This is a genomic window from Pseudomonas sp. B21-041 (genome assembly GCF_024748675.1).
GTDB classification, from domain to species: Bacteria; Pseudomonadota; Gammaproteobacteria; order Pseudomonadales; family Pseudomonadaceae; genus Aquipseudomonas; species Aquipseudomonas neuropathica.
Window position 1 is genome coordinate 6,162,226 of the sequence record NZ_CP087175.1, and the last position, 18,942, is coordinate 6,181,167.

Annotated in this window: 21 protein-coding genes and 2 pseudogenes; 11 read left to right on the forward strand and 12 right to left on the reverse strand. The window is 60.3% G+C overall.

Translation table 11 applies throughout. The features are described 5' to 3' along the window. Nucleotides 1–3: 3 nt before the first annotated feature. The 4 genes and pseudogenes from LOY43_RS27555 to LOY43_RS28975 all read right to left on the reverse strand — a co-directional run. Complete coding sequence (locus LOY43_RS27555; RefSeq protein ID WP_258708970.1) at nt 4–765, reverse strand: uroporphyrinogen-III synthase; 762 nt, start codon at nt 763–765, stop codon at nt 4–6. Beyond that, nucleotides 762–1,703 carry a hydroxymethylbilane synthase gene (gene hemC, locus LOY43_RS27560; protein WP_093429722.1) on the reverse strand — a complete coding sequence of 314 codons (942 nt, stop codon included), beginning with the start codon at nt 1,701–1,703 and terminating at the stop codon, nt 762–764. Before hemC ends, LOY43_RS27555 begins: the two co-directional genes overlap by 4 nt. A 138-nt stretch (nt 1,704–1,841) precedes the next feature. Continuing rightward, nucleotides 1,842–2,588, reverse strand: coding sequence for a LytTR family DNA-binding domain-containing protein (locus LOY43_RS27565; protein ID WP_093429721.1), 747 nt, complete (start codon nt 2,586–2,588; stop codon nt 1,842–1,844). After that, nucleotides 2,585–2,725 (reverse strand): annotated as a pseudogene (locus LOY43_RS28975) (sensor histidine kinase); the annotation flags it as partial. The gene LOY43_RS27565 and the pseudogene LOY43_RS28975, both read right to left, overlap by 4 nt. Before the next feature lie 334 nt (nt 2,726–3,059). Between LOY43_RS28975 and argH the strand changes: the two are divergent. Beyond that, nucleotides 3,060–4,454 carry an argininosuccinate lyase gene (gene argH / locus LOY43_RS27570; RefSeq protein ID WP_258708971.1) on the forward strand — a complete coding sequence of 465 codons (1,395 nt, stop codon included), beginning with the start codon at nt 3,060–3,062 and terminating at the stop codon, nt 4,452–4,454. 137 nt (nt 4,455–4,591) lie between these two features. On the opposite strand, the gene LOY43_RS27575 is transcribed toward argH, so the two are convergent. After that, nucleotides 4,592–5,251 carry a glutathione S-transferase family protein gene (locus tag LOY43_RS27575; RefSeq protein WP_095049355.1) on the reverse strand — a complete coding sequence of 220 codons (660 nt, stop codon included), beginning with the start codon at nt 5,249–5,251 and terminating at the stop codon, nt 4,592–4,594. A gap of 123 nt (nt 5,252–5,374) precedes the next feature. Between LOY43_RS27575 and LOY43_RS27580 the strand changes: the two genes are divergently transcribed. The 3 genes and pseudogenes from LOY43_RS27580 to LOY43_RS27590 all read left to right on the forward strand — a co-directional run bounded on the left by LOY43_RS27580 (nt 5,375) and on the right by LOY43_RS27590 (nt 9,183). Next, nucleotides 5,375–5,665: a hypothetical protein gene (locus LOY43_RS27580; RefSeq protein ID WP_093429718.1), complete on the forward strand. Its 291-nt coding sequence runs from the start codon at nt 5,375–5,377 to the stop codon at nt 5,663–5,665. 246 nt (nt 5,666–5,911) lie between these two features. Then, nucleotides 5,912–6,157 carry a TIGR02647 family protein gene (locus LOY43_RS27585; RefSeq protein ID WP_047596728.1) on the forward strand — a complete coding sequence of 82 codons (246 nt, stop codon included), beginning with the start codon at nt 5,912–5,914 and terminating at the stop codon, nt 6,155–6,157. A 183-nt stretch (nt 6,158–6,340) separates the two neighbouring features. After that, nucleotides 6,341–9,183: pseudogene (locus LOY43_RS27590) on the forward strand (class I adenylate cyclase). Nucleotides 9,184–9,189: 6 nt separating this feature from the next. On the opposite strand, the gene rnk reads toward LOY43_RS27590, so the two are convergent. The 3 genes from rnk to cyaY form a co-directional block, all read right to left on the reverse strand. Next, nucleotides 9,190–9,600 carry a nucleoside diphosphate kinase regulator gene (gene rnk / locus LOY43_RS27595; protein ID WP_258708972.1) on the reverse strand — a complete coding sequence of 137 codons (411 nt, stop codon included), beginning with the start codon at nt 9,598–9,600 and terminating at the stop codon, nt 9,190–9,192. A gap of 128 nt (nt 9,601–9,728) precedes the next feature. Further along, a complete protein-coding gene (locus tag LOY43_RS27600; RefSeq protein WP_093429716.1) occupies nt 9,729–9,953 on the reverse strand; it encodes a DUF1289 domain-containing protein in 225 nt (74 codons plus the stop codon). Nucleotides 9,954–9,957: 4 nt separating this feature from the next. Then, complete coding sequence (cyaY, locus tag LOY43_RS27605) at nt 9,958–10,290, reverse strand: iron donor protein CyaY (protein ID WP_077575013.1); 333 nt, start codon at nt 10,288–10,290, stop codon at nt 9,958–9,960. Nucleotides 10,291–10,607: 317 nt separating this feature from the next. Between cyaY and lptM the strand changes: the two genes are divergently transcribed. Genes lptM through LOY43_RS27635 form a run of 6 tightly spaced genes read left to right on the forward strand, consistent with a single transcriptional unit; the run spans nt 10,608 to nt 15,217 of the window. Beyond that, nucleotides 10,608–10,781 carry an LPS translocon maturation chaperone LptM gene (gene lptM, locus LOY43_RS27610; protein ID WP_007911098.1) on the forward strand — a complete coding sequence of 58 codons (174 nt, stop codon included), beginning with the start codon at nt 10,608–10,610 and terminating at the stop codon, nt 10,779–10,781. A gap of 9 nt (nt 10,782–10,790) precedes the next feature. Next, entirely contained in the window at nt 10,791–12,038 is a 1,248-nt protein-coding gene (gene lysA, locus LOY43_RS27615; protein WP_095049352.1) for a diaminopimelate decarboxylase, read from the forward strand. Between the two features lie 3 nt (nt 12,039–12,041). Beyond that, nucleotides 12,042–12,872 (forward strand): diaminopimelate epimerase, encoded by an 831-nt coding sequence (gene dapF, locus LOY43_RS27620; RefSeq protein ID WP_007911094.1) that lies wholly within the window; start codon nt 12,042–12,044, stop codon nt 12,870–12,872. Nucleotides 12,873–12,885: 13 nt separating this feature from the next. After that, on the forward strand, nt 12,886–13,611 hold the full coding sequence (locus LOY43_RS27625; RefSeq protein ID WP_064116398.1) for a DUF484 family protein: 726 nt from the start codon (nt 12,886–12,888) through the stop codon (nt 13,609–13,611). A gap of 2 nt (nt 13,612–13,613) precedes the next feature. Further along, the gene (xerC, locus tag LOY43_RS27630; RefSeq protein ID WP_258708973.1) at nt 13,614–14,513 is read left to right on the forward strand and encodes a tyrosine recombinase XerC; all 900 of its coding nucleotides are present in this window, start codon (nt 13,614–13,616) and stop codon (nt 14,511–14,513) included. Then, nucleotides 14,510–15,217 (forward strand): HAD family hydrolase, encoded by a 708-nt coding sequence (locus tag LOY43_RS27635; RefSeq protein WP_220557160.1) that lies wholly within the window; start codon nt 14,510–14,512, stop codon nt 15,215–15,217. Before xerC ends, LOY43_RS27635 begins: the two co-directional genes overlap by 4 nt. Nucleotides 15,218–15,407: 190 nt before the next feature. On the opposite strand, the gene sutA is transcribed toward LOY43_RS27635, so the two are convergent. The 4 genes from sutA to glnK all read right to left on the reverse strand — a co-directional run bounded on the left by sutA (nt 15,408) and on the right by glnK (nt 18,189). After that, the gene (gene sutA / locus LOY43_RS27640) at nt 15,408–15,731 is read right to left on the reverse strand and encodes a transcriptional regulator SutA (RefSeq protein WP_258708974.1); all 324 of its coding nucleotides are present in this window, start codon (nt 15,729–15,731) and stop codon (nt 15,408–15,410) included. A gap of 102 nt (nt 15,732–15,833) precedes the next feature. Next, nucleotides 15,834–16,259 carry a secondary thiamine-phosphate synthase enzyme YjbQ gene (locus LOY43_RS27645; RefSeq protein WP_258708975.1) on the reverse strand — a complete coding sequence of 142 codons (426 nt, stop codon included), beginning with the start codon at nt 16,257–16,259 and terminating at the stop codon, nt 15,834–15,836. A 215-nt stretch (nt 16,260–16,474) separates the two neighbouring features. Next, nucleotides 16,475–17,812, reverse strand: a complete 1,338-nt coding sequence (locus tag LOY43_RS27650) for an ammonium transporter (protein WP_038359173.1) — start codon at nt 17,810–17,812, stop codon at nt 16,475–16,477. 38 nt (nt 17,813–17,850) lie between these two features. Further along, entirely contained in the window at nt 17,851–18,189 is a 339-nt protein-coding gene (gene glnK, locus LOY43_RS27655; protein WP_002555808.1) for a P-II family nitrogen regulator, read from the reverse strand. A gap of 413 nt (nt 18,190–18,602) precedes the next feature. On the opposite strand from glnK, the gene LOY43_RS27660 reads away from it, so the two are divergent. After that, complete coding sequence (locus tag LOY43_RS27660; protein ID WP_095049348.1) at nt 18,603–18,863, forward strand: accessory factor UbiK family protein; 261 nt, start codon at nt 18,603–18,605, stop codon at nt 18,861–18,863. Nucleotides 18,864–18,942: the final 79 nt, after the last annotated feature.

Sequence of the window (18,942 nt, forward strand, 5' to 3'; positions counted from 1 at the left end):
GCATTAGAAAACGGGTTCGGGATACTCCCGCAACGCCGTCAGCAAAGCCGCGGCACTCGCGCCGCGGCAATCCACAACTGTTTGAGCCCCGGCGGCACGTGCCAGCTCGGCGACCCTTGGGCTTGGTACAAACAACGGCAACGACGCGATGGCCGGCCAGGTATTACCGGCCATTTGGCGCAGGTGCTCGAAACCCTGTCCACTGCTGACCACCAGCCCGTTCAAGCGTTCCGCTTCGATCCGCCGTGGCAGCTCATCCGGGGCATAGGCTGGCAGGTCGCGTCGATACAATTCCAGATACTCGACACTAGCACCTAGCTCACGCAAGCGCTCGGCGAGCAGTTCACGCCCACCCTCCCCGCGCAAGATCAACACCTGCGCTCCGGGCTGGCTGACCGCCTCACGCAGACGCGGCAATTGCAGCAAGGCTTCGCTGTCATCGCCGGTGGCCGGGAAGCTCGCGTCCAGACCGTGATCCAGCAAAATCTGCGCAGTCGCCGCGCCGACACTGAACCACGGCATCGTCAGCGCAGATGCACCTTCGAGCAGATCCAGCGCAATACGCGCCGCCGGTTTGCTGACGACAATCACTGCATTGCAACGCGGCAACCGCGCAATCGCCTGACGAATTTTCTCAGAGACTGGCAGCGGGACAATGTCCAGAAGCGGCAAACAGCTACTGAAAACGCCCTGCCCAGCCAACGTCTGCGCCAGCGCCGCACAGTCTTCCGCGGGGCGCGTCAGCAGCAGGCGCCAACCGGTCACTCGTGACCTGCCTCGCCGTAAACCGCTTTGAGAATGTCGTCGGCGCCCTGGCTCAGCAGGTCTTCGGCGACCTTCACCCCCAGTGCTTCGGCATCGGCCCGTGGCGCGCGCGCTTGGGCGCTGAGCAGCTTGCCGCCGCTTGGCTCACCGACCAGACCACGCAACCACAACTGCTCGCCTTCGAGCACGGCATAGCAGGCGATCGGCACTTGGCAGCCGCCATTCAAATGTTTGTTGAGAGCACGCTCGGCAGTCACACGCGACGAGGTGTCGGCGTGATGCAGCGGTGCGAGCAAGGCGTGGATTTCGGTGTCGGCGCTGCGGCATTCGATGCCGACTGCACCTTGGCCACCGGCCGGCAGGCTGTCATCAACACTGATCGCCGAAGTGATGCGATCTTCGAAGCCGAGGCGGATCAGGCCGGCGGCGGCGAGGATGATCGCGTCGTACTCACCGGCATCGAGTTTGGCCAGGCGGGTGTTGACGTTGCCGCGCAGAAAGCGGATCTGCAGATCCGGACGACGGGTGAGCAACTGTGCCTGACGACGCAGACTCGACGTACCGACAATGCTGCCGGCAGGCAATGCTTCCAGGCTGGCATAAGTATTGGAAACGAAGGCATCACGCGGATCTTCACGCTCGCAGATGCAGAACAGGCCGAGGCCTTCCGGGAAGTCCATCGGCACATCTTTCATCGAGTGGACGGCGATGTCGGCTTGGTTTTCCAGCAGCGCAGTTTCCAGTTCCTTGACGAACAGGCCCTTGCCACCGATTTTCGACAGTGGCGAATCGAGCAGTTTGTCGCCGCGACTGACCATGGGCACCAGCGTCACCAGCAGGCCCGGGTGGGCCGCTTCAAGACGGGCTTTGACGTATTCGGCCTGCCAGAGGGCAAGCGCACTTTTACGGGTGGCGATGCGGATTTCGCGAGAGGACATGGATCAATCCGTACTGAATAGATACGGCGGATAATAACAGCTCAGCCAAATCCACTTTGACTTGAATCAGAGTCGGCGCGGCCTCCCTGGCCCGCAGTGCCTGGTAAAAAGGAGCTGGAGCTGTCCGGAATGACCGGGTTACAGGCCCTGCATCATCTTGCGCACACCGGCCACGTGCCGACGACTGACGATCAGCGCGTCACCATTTAGACCCTTGAGAAACAGCTGGAAATGCCCCAGCGGCGTACGCTGCAGACGTTCGATGCGGTCGCGGGCGACCAGCGCGTTGCGATGGATACGCACAAAGCGCTCGCCGAATTCGTCTTCGAGGGCTTTGAGCGGCTCATCCAACAGCACTTCACCGGCCTCGTGGCGCAGGGTCACGTACTTGTGGTCGGCGATAAAGTAGACCACCTGATCCAGCGGGATCAGTTCGATGCCTTTGCGGGTTCGGGCGCTGATATGGCTGCGCGGGCCGTTGCCACTTTCGGCAGCGGGACGGGTCAGGGCTGAGAGTTGCGCCCGATTGGGACGTTCAGCCCGTTTCAGGGCGTCATGCAGATGTTCGGTTCGCACGGGTTTCACCACATAGCCCACGGCGCTGGCCTGCAGGGCTTCCACGGCAAATTCATCGGGGCTGGTGCAAAACACCACGGCCGGCGGCGTTTCACGTTCGCACAGACGGGCAGCAACCTGCAGGCCATCGAGACCCGGCATGCGAATATCGAGCAGCACGATATCCGGCTTGTGGCTGTCGATCAGTGCCAACGCCTCTTCGCCATTCGTGGCGCCGGGCTCCAGAACTGTATAACCCTCGAGCTCGCTCACCATTCGGCTGAGGCGCTCGCGAGCCAGTGGTTCGTCATCAACGATCAGGACATTCATATTGCGCTGGATTCCTGCGTGAGTCTCGCACAAGGATAGCGTAGACAGGTGAAGTGACGTCCGTCACCGCGATCCACGCTAAGACTAGCCCGAGCGCCAAAAAGTGCCGTACGTCGGCCAGCAATATTTGCCAGTGTCCGGGTCGTACTGCTCAAAGCCCGCTGTTTCCTGCGTTTCTCACGGGGTTTGCCGAAGGACAAAACACCCACCCCCTCTTCTTATAGTCGCCGGCCAGACCTTTGCGCGATCCAGAGCCGCGTCGACCCTTATGTCCAACTGTAGACGCTCGCCGGGCCGATATTGCTCAATCGAAAAATATCCTTGTGCAAATCTCCCAGCACCAGCGGCCACTATGGCTGACGCAATGAGAAAAAAACGTATCGACCAGTGTCAGCGACAGTATTGGCAACCCTGTTATTATCCGCGCCAGCGTTTCACGCCTTCTTTCTTCAAGCCGATACGAGCGAATTCATGAGCACTGACAAGACCAATCAGTCCTGGGGCGGCCGCTTCAGTGAACCCGTCGACGCCTTCGTCGCCCGCTTCACCGCCTCCGTCACTTTCGACCAGCGCCTGTATTGCCACGACATCATGGGCTCGATCGCCCACGCCACCATGCTGGCCAAGGTCGGCGTGCTGACCGATGCCGAGCGCGACAGCATCATCGACGGCCTGAAGACCATTCAGGGCGAAATCGAGGCCGGCCAGTTCGACTGGCGTGTCGACCTCGAAGACGTGCACATGAACATCGAAGCACGCCTGACCGACCGCATCGGCGTTACCGGTAAAAAGCTGCACACCGGCCGTAGCCGTAACGACCAGGTCGCCACCGACATCCGCCTGTGGCTGCGTGACGAAATCGACCTGATCCTCGCCGAGATCACCCGCCTGCAGAAAGGCCTGCTGGAGCAAGCCGAGCGCGAAGCCGCGAGCATCATGCCGGGCTTCACCCACCTGCAGACCGCGCAGCCAGTGACCTTCGGGCACCACATGCTGGCCTGGTTCGAAATGCTCAGCCGCGACTACGAGCGTCTGGTCGACTGCCGCAAGCGCACCAACCGCATGCCACTGGGCAGCGCCGCGCTGGCCGGCACCACCTACCCGATCGACCGCGAATACACCGCGCAACTGCTGGGCTTCGACGCAGTTGGCGGCAACTCGCTGGACAACGTCTCCGATCGCGACTTCGCCATCGAATTCTGCTCGGCCGCGAGCATCGCGATGATGCACTTGTCGCGCTTCTCCGAAGAGCTGGTGCTGTGGACCAGTGCGCAGTTCCAGTTCATTGATCTGCCGGACCGCTTCTGCACCGGCAGCTCAATCATGCCGCAAAAGAAAAACCCTGACGTACCGGAGCTGGTGCGTGGCAAGACCGGCCGTGTGTTCGGTGCACTGATGGGTTTGCTGACCCTGATGAAAGGCCAACCGCTGGCCTACAACAAGGACAACCAGGAAGACAAAGAGCCGCTGTTCGACGCCGCCGACACACTGCGCGATTCGCTGCGTGCCTTTGCCGACATGATCCCGGCGATCAAACCGAAACACGCGATCATGCGTGAAGCGGCGCTGCGCGGTTTCTCCACCGCGACCGACCTGGCAGATTATCTGGTGCGCCGTGGTCTGCCGTTCCGTGATTGCCACGAAATCGTCGGTCACGCGGTGAAGTACGGCGTCGACACTGGCAAGGATCTGGCCGAGATGAGCCTGGAAGAACTGCGTCAGTTCAGTGATCAGATCGAGCAGGACGTGTTTGCCGTGCTGACCCTGGAAGGCTCGGTGAATGCCCGTGATCATATCGGCGGCACTGCGCCGGCGCAGGTCAAGGCAGCGGTGGTGCGCGGTCAGGCGCTGATCGCTAGCCGCTAAAGGCCAAAAGCCAAAAGCTTCGCGAGCAGGCTCGCTCCCACAGGGGATTTTTGTCGGCCACAAATTTTGTGTTCAACAAAAATCCAAATGTGGGGGCGAGCCTGCTCGCGAAGGCTTCCTTCAGAGCGCTATAAAACTCACTTCTTGGCAGCGATCATCGCCAAAAACGCCGGCATCGCAGCTTCCTTGTCTGCCGCGATCTTCTGCACATGCGGATTCTGCTCCAACCGCTCCAGCAGCGCCTTCGCCTGCGGCATCTCCGCCAGCAAATCAATCCCGAACAGCTTCTGCCCGACCGCATAGGCCAGCGGCACGCTGTAGAGGAAATACAAATCGGCAATGCTCATACTGTCGCCCGCCACGTACGGAGAAAATTTTCCGTGTCGTCCCAGCGCGGCGAAACCCAGCTGCAATTCAGTCTTGGTCTTTTCCTTGATCGCCTCCGGCAGGGTCATGCCGAAGAACGCCTCGCCGTAACAAGCGCGTCCCGGCAACTCGATGTACAGCTCGATTTCCTTGGCAATCGCCAGCACCTGCGCGCGCTGGAACGGATCGCTCGGCAGCAGCGGCGTGCCTTTCTGGGTCTGTTCGAGGTATTCGAGGATGATCGCGGTTTCGTTGATAAAACCATCGTCTACACCCAGCACCGGCACTTTGCCGCGCGGGCTGATGGCCAGAGACTCCGGTGTCTGCGTCGGGTAGAACGTGACCTCTTCGAACGGCAGGCCTTTTTCCAGCAGTGCCAGTTTGACCATGTTGTAGTAGTTGCTGACTGAGAATCCGTAGAGCTTGAACATCACATAGCCTCCAGGCCGTGCGGGGTGGGCAGTGCCTGTTTATAGATCGCTCAAGCCTTTCCCGCCAGCAGCATCACGCCACTGAATGCGGGTAAACTGGCGCCTTTCCATGAGGAGCCTGCCATGAGCGAGCCGACAGACATCGACAATGACAACGACGAAGAAGAGTTCACCGAAGCGACGTTGATCGAAGCCATCGAAAACCAGATCGAAAGCGACAATCCGCCGGCCGCCAAAGCGACGTTCAACAAGCTGACCCTGGTGGGTGTCGAGCGCGAAGAAATCCTCAATCTGATGGCTCACGTGCTGGCTTACGAAATCGACGCGATGCTCGATGAAGACCGTGCGTTCAATACCGAATGGTACGAAGCGGCGCTGCGCGCCTTGCCGGAATTACCGCCAGAAAAGCAGTAAGCCAAACACATCCCCTTGCTCGCGAATGCCGTGCATCAGCAAAAACAACGCTAAATGACACACCGCTTTCGCGAGCAGGCTCGCTCCCACACAATTTGTCACCCATCCATCCAGCCAACTCCCGCCTCCCGACTACACTGCAATCCGCCTCAAGACAAAATCCCTGATCTGAGCACTGGACATGCCGCAAAAGCGGGTTCACCTTAGGGACGCTGTCGTCCAATTCCTAGAAAGTCTGGAGTCCTTATGTCGCTTACCCCTGAGTTGGTTGCCGAACTGGAAGTCCTCGCACTCTTCAACCTGGACAGTTCCCAGGAAGGTCTGAAAATTCATCAGACCGCTGCCCCGAAACACATCGCCGCCGCCAAACGCCTCTTTGAAAAAGAACTGACCGACCAGCCCGATGGCGGGTATCTGACCAGCCTCGGTCGCGATGCCGCACAAAGTGTGCAAACCGTGCTGACCATTCTGAGAGAGCAGGAAACCGCCTGATTCCCCCTGACTTCGCCCACGGGAACTCCTGCCACGGGATTTCCGCGGGCTTGCCCGGCCATCCGCGATAGAAATCTGACGTCAAAAAACAAATTCAGCTTAAAAGTCCCGCTGCGCAAAGGCTAAACTGCCTCCCATTCCGAGACCCTCTTCGTCCGAGCTTGCGAGCCGGTTTGAGCTGACATGACGCGCACCCACGAAATCCGCCCCGACCTGGACGAAGGCATCGACCGCAAGGTACTCAGCCAGCTGCGCGCGCGTTTTCTCAAACTCAATGAAGGCCGCCTCGGTCGTGCCCTTGAAGGGCTGTCGACACGCCAGCAAAGCGTACTGACGCTGTTGCCGCTGTTCTTTCATGTTAATCACCCGCTGCTGCCGGGCTACGTGTCGGGCAGCACGCCGGCCGGCCTGTCGAATTACGAGCCCGACGCCAACGTGCTGACCGAAGCACAGCGTCTGACTCGTTCGTTTTCGTACAAACCGCGTCACGGCAGCAATCCGCCGCGACCGATTCACGGCCTGTTCCTGATGGGCAGCCTTGGTACGCTGGCGCAAGCCGATCAGAGTGACATGGACGTGTGGGTCTGCCACGCGCCGGACTTGAACGAAAGCGAGCTTGCCGAACTGCGCAAAAAATGCCAGCTGCTGGAAGCCTGGGCGGCGAGTCAGGGCGCCGAAGCGCATTTTTTCCTGATCGACCCGGAGCGCTTCGTCAAAGGCGAACGCGACACCCAGCTCAGCTCGGAAAACTGCGGCAGCACTCAGCACTATCTGCTGCTCGACGAGTTTTATCGCACTGCAATCTGGCTGGCAGGGCGCACACCGATCTGGTGGCTGGTGCCGGTTTACGAAGAAACTGCGTACGACCTTTACACCCACACCCTGCTGTCCAAGCGTTTTATCCGCGCCGACGAAACCCTCGACCTTGGTCATCTGGCGCGGATTCCGCCGGGCGAGTTCATCGGCGCCGGATTGTGGCAGTTGTTCAAGGGCATCGAGTCACCCTATAAATCGGTGCTCAAGCTGCTGCTGACCGAGGTCTACGCCAGCGAACACCCGCAGGTGCAGTGCCTGAGCCTGCGCTTCAAAAAAGCCGTGTTCGCCAACCAGCTGGATCTGGATGAACTGGATCCGTACATGGTCGTGTACCGGCGTATCGAGGAATACCTCACCGCGCGCAACGAGCCGGAACGGCTGGAGCTGGTTCGTCGCGCGTTGTACCTGAAGGTCAACCGCAAGCTCACTGGCAACAGCCGCACCCAGAGCTGGCAACGCACGTTGCTGGAACGACTGGCCAGCGAATGGCATTGGGATCAGCGACAACTGACGCTGCTCGACAGCCGCAGCCAGTGGAAAGTCCGCCAGGTCAGCGCCGAGCGTCGCGCACTGGTCAATGAGCTGAACTACAGCTACCGCTTCCTGACCCAGTTCGCCCGCACAGAACAAACCGTCAGCCTGATCAATAAACGCGATCTCAATGTGCTGGGGCGCCGGCTCTACGCAGCCTTCGAACGCAAGGCCGACAAGGTCGAGTTCATCAACCCCGGCATCGCCCCGGATCTGGCCGAAGACACCCTGACCCTGGTGCAGTCGCGCAACAAGAAGGAACCGGGACAAACCCAGTGGGGCTTGTATAACGGCAGCCTGACCGCACTGGAGTGGGAACACTTCGCACCGATCAAGCGCAGCCGCGAGTTACTGGAGCTGCTGACCTGGTGCCACCGCAACGGCGTGATCGACAGCAGCACCCGCCTGGCCCTGCATCCCGGCACCAGCGACCTGAGCGAGTTCGAGCTGTTCAACCTGCTCGGCAGCCTGCAACAGTGCATCGCCCTGCCCTTGCCCACCGTCGCGGAAGAACCGTTGCTGCGTGCAGCGGTGCCAAGCGAAGTGCTGATTCTGGTCAACGTCGGCGTCGACCCGCTCAAGCATCACCGCGACCTGAATATCCTGATGACCACCGAGCGTACCGACTCGCTGAGTTACGCCGGAGTGCGCGAAAACCTCGTGCTGACGCTGGATCAGGTCACGCTCAATAGCTGGAACGAAGTACTGGTCAACCGCTTCGACGGCCCGCATGCCCTGCTCGACTGCCTACGCGATTACCTCAACAACCTGCCGCGCGGGCCGTTGCAGCCGTCATTGAAGGTACGCTGCTTCTGCCACAACCGCGCGCAGTTCATTGCCCGTCGCGTTGAAGAAATCATCGACACCGCGCAGAACCTGTTGCTCAGCGAGTTGAACCATCGCTACCTGATTCAGGTGCAGCAGCATTATCACGTGCTGGAATTGGTGCCGGGCCAGGTCAACCATGTGGCGCTTGCCACCCTTCCGGCCCTGCTCGATTACCTTGGCGAAGAACAGCCGCGCTACAGTCCGCTGCACCTGGATCCCATGGCACTGGAAGATCACGACCTTGCACTGATCCTGCCGATGGGCCAGCCGGAGTGCATTCAAGTGTTCTATCGGATCACCGAGCAGCAGGCCGAGCTGTACGTGCTGGATGAGTTCAACGCGCTGTGGCAGCAACATTTGCCCTATCACGACGAGCAGAGTCTGTTGGTGCCGTTGCAGCGCTTCCTGCAATCGATTCTGTTTCGCCGCGAAGCCGTGCTGCCGATGGACGCCGGTCCCGACGGCCGTCTCGACACTTTGTATTACCAGCTATTGCCTTCAGGTCCGGGGCGCGCGCGCCGGGTCGAAGCGCGGCCGGCACCGCAGACGCCAGTGAACAAGCCGTTCTACGACGTGCAAGCGATCGTCGGCAAAGCCGCACCGGGCGAAGTGCAGGTCACCCTGTATTGCAATCAACGGGAATTCAGCGAACTGGAACATGGCGACCAGCTGTTCAGCGTGGTCGCCCGGGAGATCGTCGAGCAGCGCCGCGAGAGCGAACGCTATCGCTGCTACATCACCGACCTCGACCTTTCGGGCCTGCTCGGTGACGGCAGAGTTCAAGCAATCTGTATCTGCGCTACAAGGCTGATCTGGAGCGCGCCCTGAACGAGGCACTCGAACAGGTCTGAGGCGGGTTACTCGGGAAACGCGCCACCGTTGGCCGGTTGCGATTCGACTTCCAGCAAAGTCAGTTTGAGGGTCTTGCCACCGGGTGCCGGCCAGTCAATGTGCTGACCGACTTTCAGGCCCAGCAACGCGCTGCCGACCGGAGCCAGGATCGAGATCTTGCCTTCATCGGCGTTGGCGTCCTTCGGATAGACCAGCGTCAGGTGGTAATCCTTGCCACTGCCTTCTTCGCGGCAATGCACACGGGAATTCATCGTCACGACATCGGCGGGCACTTCATCGTGACCGACCACGGTGTCGGCGCGATCCAGCTCGGTTTGCAGCGCAATCACGCCCTGCAGCGTGTCATCCAGGCTGTCGATCAGGCGCTCCAGACGTTGCACGTCCAGACGGGTAAGGGTGATGGAAGGTGCGGTCATGATCCGGGCAGACTCCTTTCTTCTGCACACAAAAAAAGCAAAACCCCGCCAAAAAAGACGGGGTTTTCACCAGGCCTCGATGGGTTGAGGCGTGTTCGGACACTATCACAGCTCAAAAAATATACAAGTCACGCCCCGCCGCACTGTTTGCGCTGAGACGCCTGCGCGCAAATCACACGTCGCCGGTCATCGTCTGCCGAGCGCCATTCGCGAATGTCTTCGACATGGCGGAAGCAGCCGAGGCAGACCTTCTGCTCATCCAATCGGCAAACGCCGCTGCACGGCGAAGGCACGGCCGGGCTGATGTTGCTGTACAGCGGCTTCGGTGGACGAACGGGAGCGGTGTCAGTCACGGAATCACAGACCTTCGAAATCGAATTCAGCGCCAGCCTGCTGCTTGACGATGCGCTCTAGCATTTCGCCCAGTTGCTCTTCGCTCTTGTCGCACATCCAGCGCTCGCTTTCTTCGTCGTAATCGAAGTGGAAACCACCGGACACCGCTGCCAGCCACAGCTGACGCAGCGGCTCCTGGCGGCTGAAGATCAGCTGCGAGCCGTTTTCGAACTTGACGGTCAGCACACCGGCCGAACTTTCCAGATCGATGTCCAGGTCGCTCTCGTCAAAGATGTCTTCCAGTTTTTCCTGGGTTTCATCGACCAGATCGTGGAAACGGGCTTCGGACAAACTCATTGCGGCAACCTCAAAAAATGTCTGATCAGGCTCAAGCGCCGAAAGATACGGACGCTGCCGGCCGATTGCAAAGATTAACGACCAAGCACCGGTCAGGGCATCGAACACCCAACCCTGTGGGAGCGAGCCTGCTCGCGAATGGCCGGCACATTCAACATTATTGTTGCCTGACACACCGCCATCGCGAGCAGGCTCGCTCACACAGGGTTACCAGTGCTCACGGGCAAGCCCCGCCGGACGGGAAGGCCATCACATAGGCAAGCCGCCGGGTGGCCGGTATACTCCGGCGCAATTAACGCATTTTCAAGGATTTCGCCATGAAGCGCCTGATCTCTTCCCTTGCTGCGCTCGTCGCGGTTGCCTGCCTCGTTTCGGCCTGTGGTCAAAAAGGCCCGCTGTACCTGCCGGATGACGATCAGGACCCGGCCGAGCAAGCCCAGTCTTCGCAGAAGCAACCGTCCAAAGCACATAAGCACGACGTTTACCAATAAGGGATCGCCATGGACGCTTTTAACTACCGTGGCGGGGAACTGTTCGCGGAAGGTGTGGCGCTGTCCGCCATCGCCGATCGTTTCGGTACGCCTACTTATGTGTACTCGCGCGCGCATATCGAAGCTCAGTATCTGGCTTACGCCGATGCTTTGGCCGGCATGCCGCACCTGGTCTGCTTTGCGGTCAAGGCCAACTCCAACCTCGGCGTACTGAATGTCCTGGCCCGTCTCGGTGCCGGTTTCGACATCGTTTCCCGTGGCGAGCTGGAACGCGTTCTGGCCGCTGGCGGCAGCGCTGACAAGATCGTCTTCTCCGGTGTCGGCAAGACCCGTGACGACATGCGTCGCGCCCTCGAAGTCGGCGTGCACTGCTTCAACGTCGAATCCACCGACGAGCTGGAGCGCCTGCAAGTGGTCGCCGCCGAGCTGGGCGTTCGCGCCCCGGTTTCGCTGCGCGTGAACCCGGACGTCGATGCCGGCACCCACCCGTACATTTCTACCGGTCTCAAAGAGAACAAGTTCGGTATCGCCATCGCCGACGCCGAAGACGTGTACGTGCGCGCCGCGCATCTGCCGAACCTGGAAGTGGTCGGTGTCGACTGCCACATCGGTTCGCAACTGACCACCCTGCCACCGTTCCTTGATGCGCTCGATCGCCTGCTGGATCTGGTCGACCGTCTGGGCGACTGCGGCATTCACCTGCGCCACATCGATCTCGGTGGTGGTTTGGGCGTGCGCTATCGCGATGAAGAGCCGCCATTGGCTGCCGACTACATCAAGGCTGTGCGCGAGCGCTTGAACGGACGTGACCTGGCGCTGGTGTTCGAGCCGGGCCGTTTCATCGTCGCCAATGCCGGCGTGCTGCTGACGCAGGTCGAGTACCTCAAGCACACCGAACATAAGGACTTCGCCATCGTCGACGCGGCGATGAACGACCTGATCCGCCCGGCGCTGTATCAGGCGTGGATGGACGTCACCGCAGTCAAACCGCGTGACACCGCTGCGCGCAAATACGACATCGTCGGCCCGATCTGCGAAACCGGCGATTTCCTCGCCAAGGACCGTGAATTGGCCCTGGCCGAAGGCGATCTGCTGGCCGTGCATTCGGCCGGCGCCTACGGTTTTGTGATGAGTTCCAACTACAACACCCGTGGCCGTGCTGCCGAAGTGTTGGTAGACGGTGCTCAGGTTTTTGAAGTGCGCCGCCGCGAAACCGTGGCCGAGCTGTTTGCCGGCGAAAGCCTGCTGCCGGAGTAACCCATGCTGCTGCGTTTTACTAAAATGCACGGCTTGGGCAATGACTTCATGGTTCTCGACCTGGTCAGCCAGCACGCGCATATTCAGCCAAAGCACGCCAAGCAGTGGGGCGACCGCCACACCGGCATCGGTTTCGACCAGTTGCTGATCGTTGAGGCACCGAGCAATCCGGACGTGGATTTCCGTTACCGGATCTTCAATTCCGATGGCTCGGAAGTCGAGCAGTGCGGCAACGGTGCGCGCTGCTTTGCACGCTTCGTGCTCGACAAGCGTCTGACCGCCAAACGGCAGATTCGCGTCGAGACCAAGGGCGGCATCATCGAACTGGACGTGCGTAACGACGGCCAGATCGGCGTGAACATGGGCGCCCCGCGTCTGGTGCCAGCGGACATTCCGTTCGAAGCGCCAGCGCAAGCGACCAGCTATCAGCTGGAAGTCGACGGCACCACGGTCGAACTGGCCGCAGTGTCGATGGGCAACCCGCACGCCGTGTTGCGCGTGCAGGACATCAACAGTGCACCGGTGCATGAGCTGGGGCCGAAAATCGAACACCATCCGCGCTTCCCCGCGCGAGTGAATGTCGGTTTTCTCCAGGTCATCGACCGTAACCGTGCGCAGTTGCGCGTGTGGGAACGCGGTGCCGGGGAAACCCAAGCCTGCGGTACCGGCGCCTGTGCAGCGGCTGTCGCTGCGATCAGCCAGGGGTGGATGGATTCGCCGCTATTGATCGACCTGCCCGGCGGGCGTCTGTCCATTGAATGGGCAGGCCCTGGCCAACCGGTGCTGATGACCGGTCCGGCAGTGCGTGTATACGAAGGACAAGTACGTCTTTGAGTGAGCAGAAATCATGACCGATAAGCCTCAGGTACCCGCCCGACAGTCCGACGAATCAGCGTCCGAGAGCCTGGAGGCGGCAGCGGTTGCCGCATACCTCGAGGCTCATCCGGACTTCTTCGTCGAGCACGAAGAACTGCTGCCCGCCCTGCGTATTCCCCACCAGCGTGGCGATACCGTTTCGCTGGTCGAGCGGCAGATGACCATTCTGCGCGACCGCAACATCGAGATGCGCCATCGCCTCTCGCAGTTGATGGACGTCGCCCGCGACAACGATCGCCTGTTCGACAAGACCCGCCGTCTCATACTGTCCCTGATGGACGCCGCCAGCCTCGAAGACGTGGTGATCAGCGTCGAAGACAGCCTGCGCCAGGATTTTCAGGTGCCCTTTGTCAGCCTGATCCTGCTCGGTGACAACCCGGCGCCGGTCGGTCGCTGGGTCACTCACGCTGACGCCCAAGTCGCCATCGGCGGCTTGCTTACCGAAGGCAAAAGCGTCAGCGGCAGCCTGCGTGAGCATGAACTGGACTTCCTCTTCGGCGAAGAACAACGCAAGCAGATCGGTTCCACTGCCGTCGTCGCGGTCAGCCATCAAGGCATCCACGGCATTCTGGCGATCGCCAGCCGTGACCCGCAGCACTACAAGAGTTCGGTCGGCACGCTGTTCCTCAGCTACATCGCCGAAGTCATGGGCCGTGTGCTGCCACGGGTCAATAGCTCCCTGCGCTCGGTACGCTGAGCATGGAACGGCAACTGGACGCTTACTTCGAACACCTGCGCAGTGAGCGACAGGTGTCGCCGCACACGCTCTCGGCCTATCGCCGCGACCTCGATAAAGTCCTTGGCTGGTGCGTCAAACAGAATATCGGCAGCTGGGCGGCGCTGGACATTCAGCGCCTGCGCAGCCTGATCGCCCGTCTGCATGCGCAGGGGCAATCCTCGCGCAGCCTCGCGCGGCTGCTCTCGGCAGTACGCGGGCTCTATCACTATCTGAATCGCGAAGGTCTTTGCGACCACGACCCGGCGACGGGTCTGGCACCGCCAAAAGGCGAGCGCCGACTGCCGAAAACCCTCGATACTGATCGCGCACTGCAACTGCTTGAAGGGGCGGTCGAGGATGATTTTCTCGCGCGGCGCGATCAGGCGATTCTTGAGTTGTTCTATTCTTCCGGCCTGCGCCTTTCCGAACTGACCGGACTCAATCTCGATCAACTCGACCTCGCCGATGGCATGGTTCAAGTCCTCGGCAAGGGCAGTAAAACCCGGCTGCTGCCGGTGGGCAAAAAGGCCCGCGAAGCCCTCGAACAATGGCTGCCTCTGCGGGCCATGACCAACCCCGCAGACGACGCCGTATTCGTCAGCCAGCAAGGCCGACGCCTCGGTCCACGGGCGATTCAGGTGCGAGTGAAACTCGCCGGCGAACGCGAACTGGGGCAGAACTTGCACCCGCACATGCTGCGCCACTCCTTCGCCAGCCACCTGCTCGAATCCTCGCAGGATCTGCGCGCGGTGCAGGAATTGCTCGGCCACTCGGACATCAAGACCACGCAGATCTACACCCACCTGGACTTCCAGCACCTGGCGGCGGTCTACGACAGCGCCCACCCCCGGGCCAAACGCATGAAAGGCGATGATTCATGAGCATCCAGTTGATCACCTTCGACCTTGACGACACCTTGTGGGACACCGCTCCGGTGATCGTCAGCGCCGAAGCGATATTGCGCGAATGGCTGAGCGAACATGCGCCGAATCTGGGTGCGGTGCCGGTGGAGCATTTGTGGGGGATTCGTGAGCGGGTGCTGGCCAATGAGCCGGGGCTAAAACATCGCATCAGCGCGCTGCGCCGGCGGGTGTTGTTCCATGCACTGGAAGAAGCCGGGTACGCCCATGACGAGGCGTCGACGCTGGCGGACAAGAGTTTTGAAGTGTTTCTGCATGCTCGGCATCAGATCGAAGTGTTCCCTGAAGTCGAACCAGTACTGGAGATTCTCGCCAATCATTACTCGCTTGGCGTAGTCACCAATGGCAATGCCGATGTGCGTCGGCTGGGTTTGGCGGACTACTTCAAGTTTGCGTTGTGCGCGGAAGACATCGGCATCGCCAAACCGGATGCCCGGTTGTTTCATGAGGCGTTGCAGCGTGGTGGTGCTACAGCCGAAACTGCCGTGCATATTGGTGATCATCCGGGCGATGACATTGCCGGCGCGCAGCAGGCCGGGTTGCGGGCGATCTGGTTCAACCCGGCGGGGAAAGTCTGGGAAGCGGATCGCCTGCCGGATGCTGAAATCCGTAGCCTCACGGATCTGCCAGCCGTACTCGCGCGCTGGAATGCCACCTCAAACTGATCTACTACCCCCTGTGGGAGCGAGCCTGCTCGCGAAGGCATTCTGTCATTCAATACTGATGTTGACTGACCCACCGCTTTCGCGAGCAGGCTCGCTCCCACAGGGAATTGCATTCGTTTCGATAGCTTTATTCCAGGCATGAAAAAGCCCGCAGCGACGGCGGGCCTTTTCAGCAAGCCAGCGGCACGCCTCAGATAGGGCGGCTGCCGTACTTGTTGTCCGGCTTTTTCGGAGGATCGGCGACCACGTTGGCCTCCACTTCCTGAACCTTGCCGCCACGCGACAGGAACTCTTCCATGGCCTTGGCCAGGGCGTCGCGTTCCTTGTTCTTGGCTTCAATGCTCGGCAACTCATCTACCGACACCGCAGCCTTGGCTTTGCCTTTGGCAGCCGGGGCCGGCGTATCGCCGCCATCGTCTTCAGCAGCGTCGTCCGCTACTGCTTCCAGACCTTCCTCGGCCTCGTCTTCGTCGCCTACTTCGAGGTCGTCGTTTTCCAGATCATCGTCGCTCATGTTCTACCTCATGACTTGCGAAAAGCAGATTAGTTATAGACCAGCTTTGGCAACTGTCGAAAGTCGCCGTTAAAAAATCGGTAACCATTGGTGACCAACGGTTTATGCCCCGTCACCGTGCAAGGTGGCGAGGACTTTTCGGGCACCGCCATGATCACGGTGCTCGCCCAGATAAACGCCTTGCCAGGTCCCCAGTGCCAGACGACCTGCCGAAACCGGCAGACTGATCTGGCAACCAAGCACGCTGGCCTTGAAGTGCGCCGGGAGGTCGTCCAGGCCTTCGTCGTTATGCTCATAGCCGTCTGTTCCTTGTGGGATCAGACGATTGAAAAATCGTTCGAAGTCGCGACGTACCGCCGGATCGGCGTTCTCGTTGATGGTCAACGACGCCGAGGTATGCTGCAGCCACAAATGCAACAGACCGACCCGACACTGCCTGAGTTCAGGCAGCCCGGCGAGTAACTCGTCCGTTACCAGATGAAAGCCCCGGGGCCGCGCCCGCAGGGTTATCAGAGTCTGTTGCCACATACAGTTCTCCGCACGTTCGGGGCGCATTCTAGCGCGCTCTGGGAAAAAACAAAGGCCCTAATATTCCTGCAATGATGTAAGCCATTGGCCGCAGAAAAACGCTCGTCGTAAACACGACCAAAGCCGTACGAAAAATCCTTTCAGCTATTCTCTCTGCGACAAATTCCAGACAAAAAAATGCCCGGCGAACCGGGCAAGTTTTTTAGTGCGCGTACTTACAGGTTGTAGCCGCGTTCGTTGTGTTGTGCCAGATCGAGGCCCACCGACTCTTCTTCCTCGGTCACACGCAGACCCATGACGGCGTCCAGGACCTTGAGGATGATGAAGGTGACGATCGCGGTGTAGATCACCGTGAAGCCCACGCCTTTGACCTGAATCCAGACTTGCGCACCGATATCGGTAACGGTGCCGAAGCCACCCAGCGCCGGCGCAGCGAACACACCGGTGAGGATCGCGCCGAGGATACCGCCGATACCGTGCACGCCGAACGCGTCCAGGGAATCGTCATAACCGAGTTTGCGTTTCAGGGTTGTGGCGCAGAAGAAGCACACCACGCCTGCGGCCAGACCAATCACCAGTGCGCCCATCGGGCCCACGGTGCCAGCAGCCGGAGTAATCGCTACCAGACCGGCAACCACACCCGATGCGATACCCAGTGCGCTTGGCTTGCCGTGGGTGACCCACTCGGCAAACATCCAGCCCAGTGCCGCAGCAGCGGTAGCAATCTGAGTGACCAGCATCGCCATGCCGGCAGTGCCGTTGGCCGCTGCAGCGGAGCCGGCGTTGAAGCCGAACCAGCCGACCCACAGCATCGCCGCGCCCATCAGGGTGTAACCGAGGTTGTGCGGCGCCATCGGGGTGGTCGGGAAGCCTTTGCGCTTGCCCAATACCAGGCAGGCAATCAGACCAGCCACACCGGCGTTGATGTGCACCACGGTGCCGCCGGCGAAGTCGAGCACGCCCCAGTCCCACATCAGGCCGCCGTTGCCGGACCAGACCATGTGCGCGATCGGTGCATAAACCAGGGTGAACCAGATAGCCATGAAGATCAGCATCGCGGAGAACTTCATCCGCTCAGCGAACGCACCGACGATCAGCGCCGGGGTGATGATCGCGAAGGTCATCTGGAAGGTGATGAACACCGCCTCAGGGAACAAAGCCGCTGGGCCGGTCAGGCTCGAAGGCGTGACACCGGCGAGGAACGCCTTGCCCATGCCGCCGAAGAACGAGTTGAAGTTGACGACGCCCTGCTCCATGCCGGTGGTGTCGAACGCAATGCTGTAGCCATAAATGACCCACAGGATGCTGATCAGACCGGTAATGGCGAAGCACTGCATCATCACGGAAAGAATGTTTTTCGAGCGAACCATGCCGCCGTAGAACAGCGCCAGGCCGGGGATGGTCATGAACAGCACGAGGGCTGTCGAGGTGAGCATCCAGGCAGTGTCGCCGGAATTGAGGACCGGGGCCGCCACTTCGTCTGCCGCCATTGCAAGGCTTGGCATTACGATGGACAACAGGGCTCCTAGCCCTGCGAATTTACGCAGAGTCATATTGTTTTCTCCTGGGGCGTTGGGGTTTGTGGCGGCGCTTAGATCGCGTCGGTATCGGTTTCGCCGGTACGGATGCGGATCGCCTGTTCCAGATTGACCACGAAGATCTTGCCGTCACCGATCTTGCCGGTGTTGGCCGCTTTGGTTATCGCCTCGATAACCCGATCCAGATCCTTGTCGTCGATGGCCACGTCGATTTTCACCTTGGGCAGAAAATCGACCACATATTCCGCGCCGCGATACAGCTCGGTGTGACCCTTCTGCCGGCCGAAGCCTTTGACTTCAGTAACGGTAATGCCCTGCACGCCGATTTCGGACAGCGACTCGCGCACGTCGTCCAACTTGAACGGCTTGATGATGGCAGTGACTAGCTTCATGAAACTCTCTCCCGAATTGGTGGACTTGCCCCAGGAAAACAAACCCGACTCAAGTCTAAGCGCAGTGCCTGGCTTTGTAACGCATCGTCGGCCTTACCTGCCCGACTGACGCCAGCTAACCGCTGCTGACGAAACTCCCCGCTCCGTCTGCCGCACTGCATTCGTCACAGCGACTGCATCAGTGCATGGGTCGAAGGTGACTAAGCAGAAACCTTGCCATCTCGCCAAAATCCCCTGATTTCAATCCCTTGGCCGCTGCCGCAAGCCATCCCGTGCAGAAGGCACAGCGGATACGCACAACAACGGTGCGTCGCCGTCCGTCCGCCTGCGCGAAAAGCGTGCATCCCTGACCACGAGATTGACTATAGACACTGCGTGATACACTGCCGGCTATTGTTTCCAGGACATCCACCATGCTCGCGCCCAAAGACTTCCTCGACGCCCTGAGCGGCACCGCTTCCCGCCTGTTCAACGGCGACACCCCGCTGCCAAAAGCCGAAATCGAAAGCCAGTTCAAGATGCTGCTGCAGAGTGCGTTCAGCAAACTCGACCTGGTGAGCCGTGAAGAATTTGATAGTCAGATGGTTGTGTTGGCGCGTACTCGCGCTCGACTTGAAAGCCTCGAAGCCAAAGTTGCCGAGATGGAAGCGAAGCTGACGCCGTCTGCTGAATAATCCGCGCCCCCTGTAGGAGCTGCCGAAGGCTGCGATCTTTTGATCTCCAGCCCTTCAACCATCCCGGCAACGTCCTACA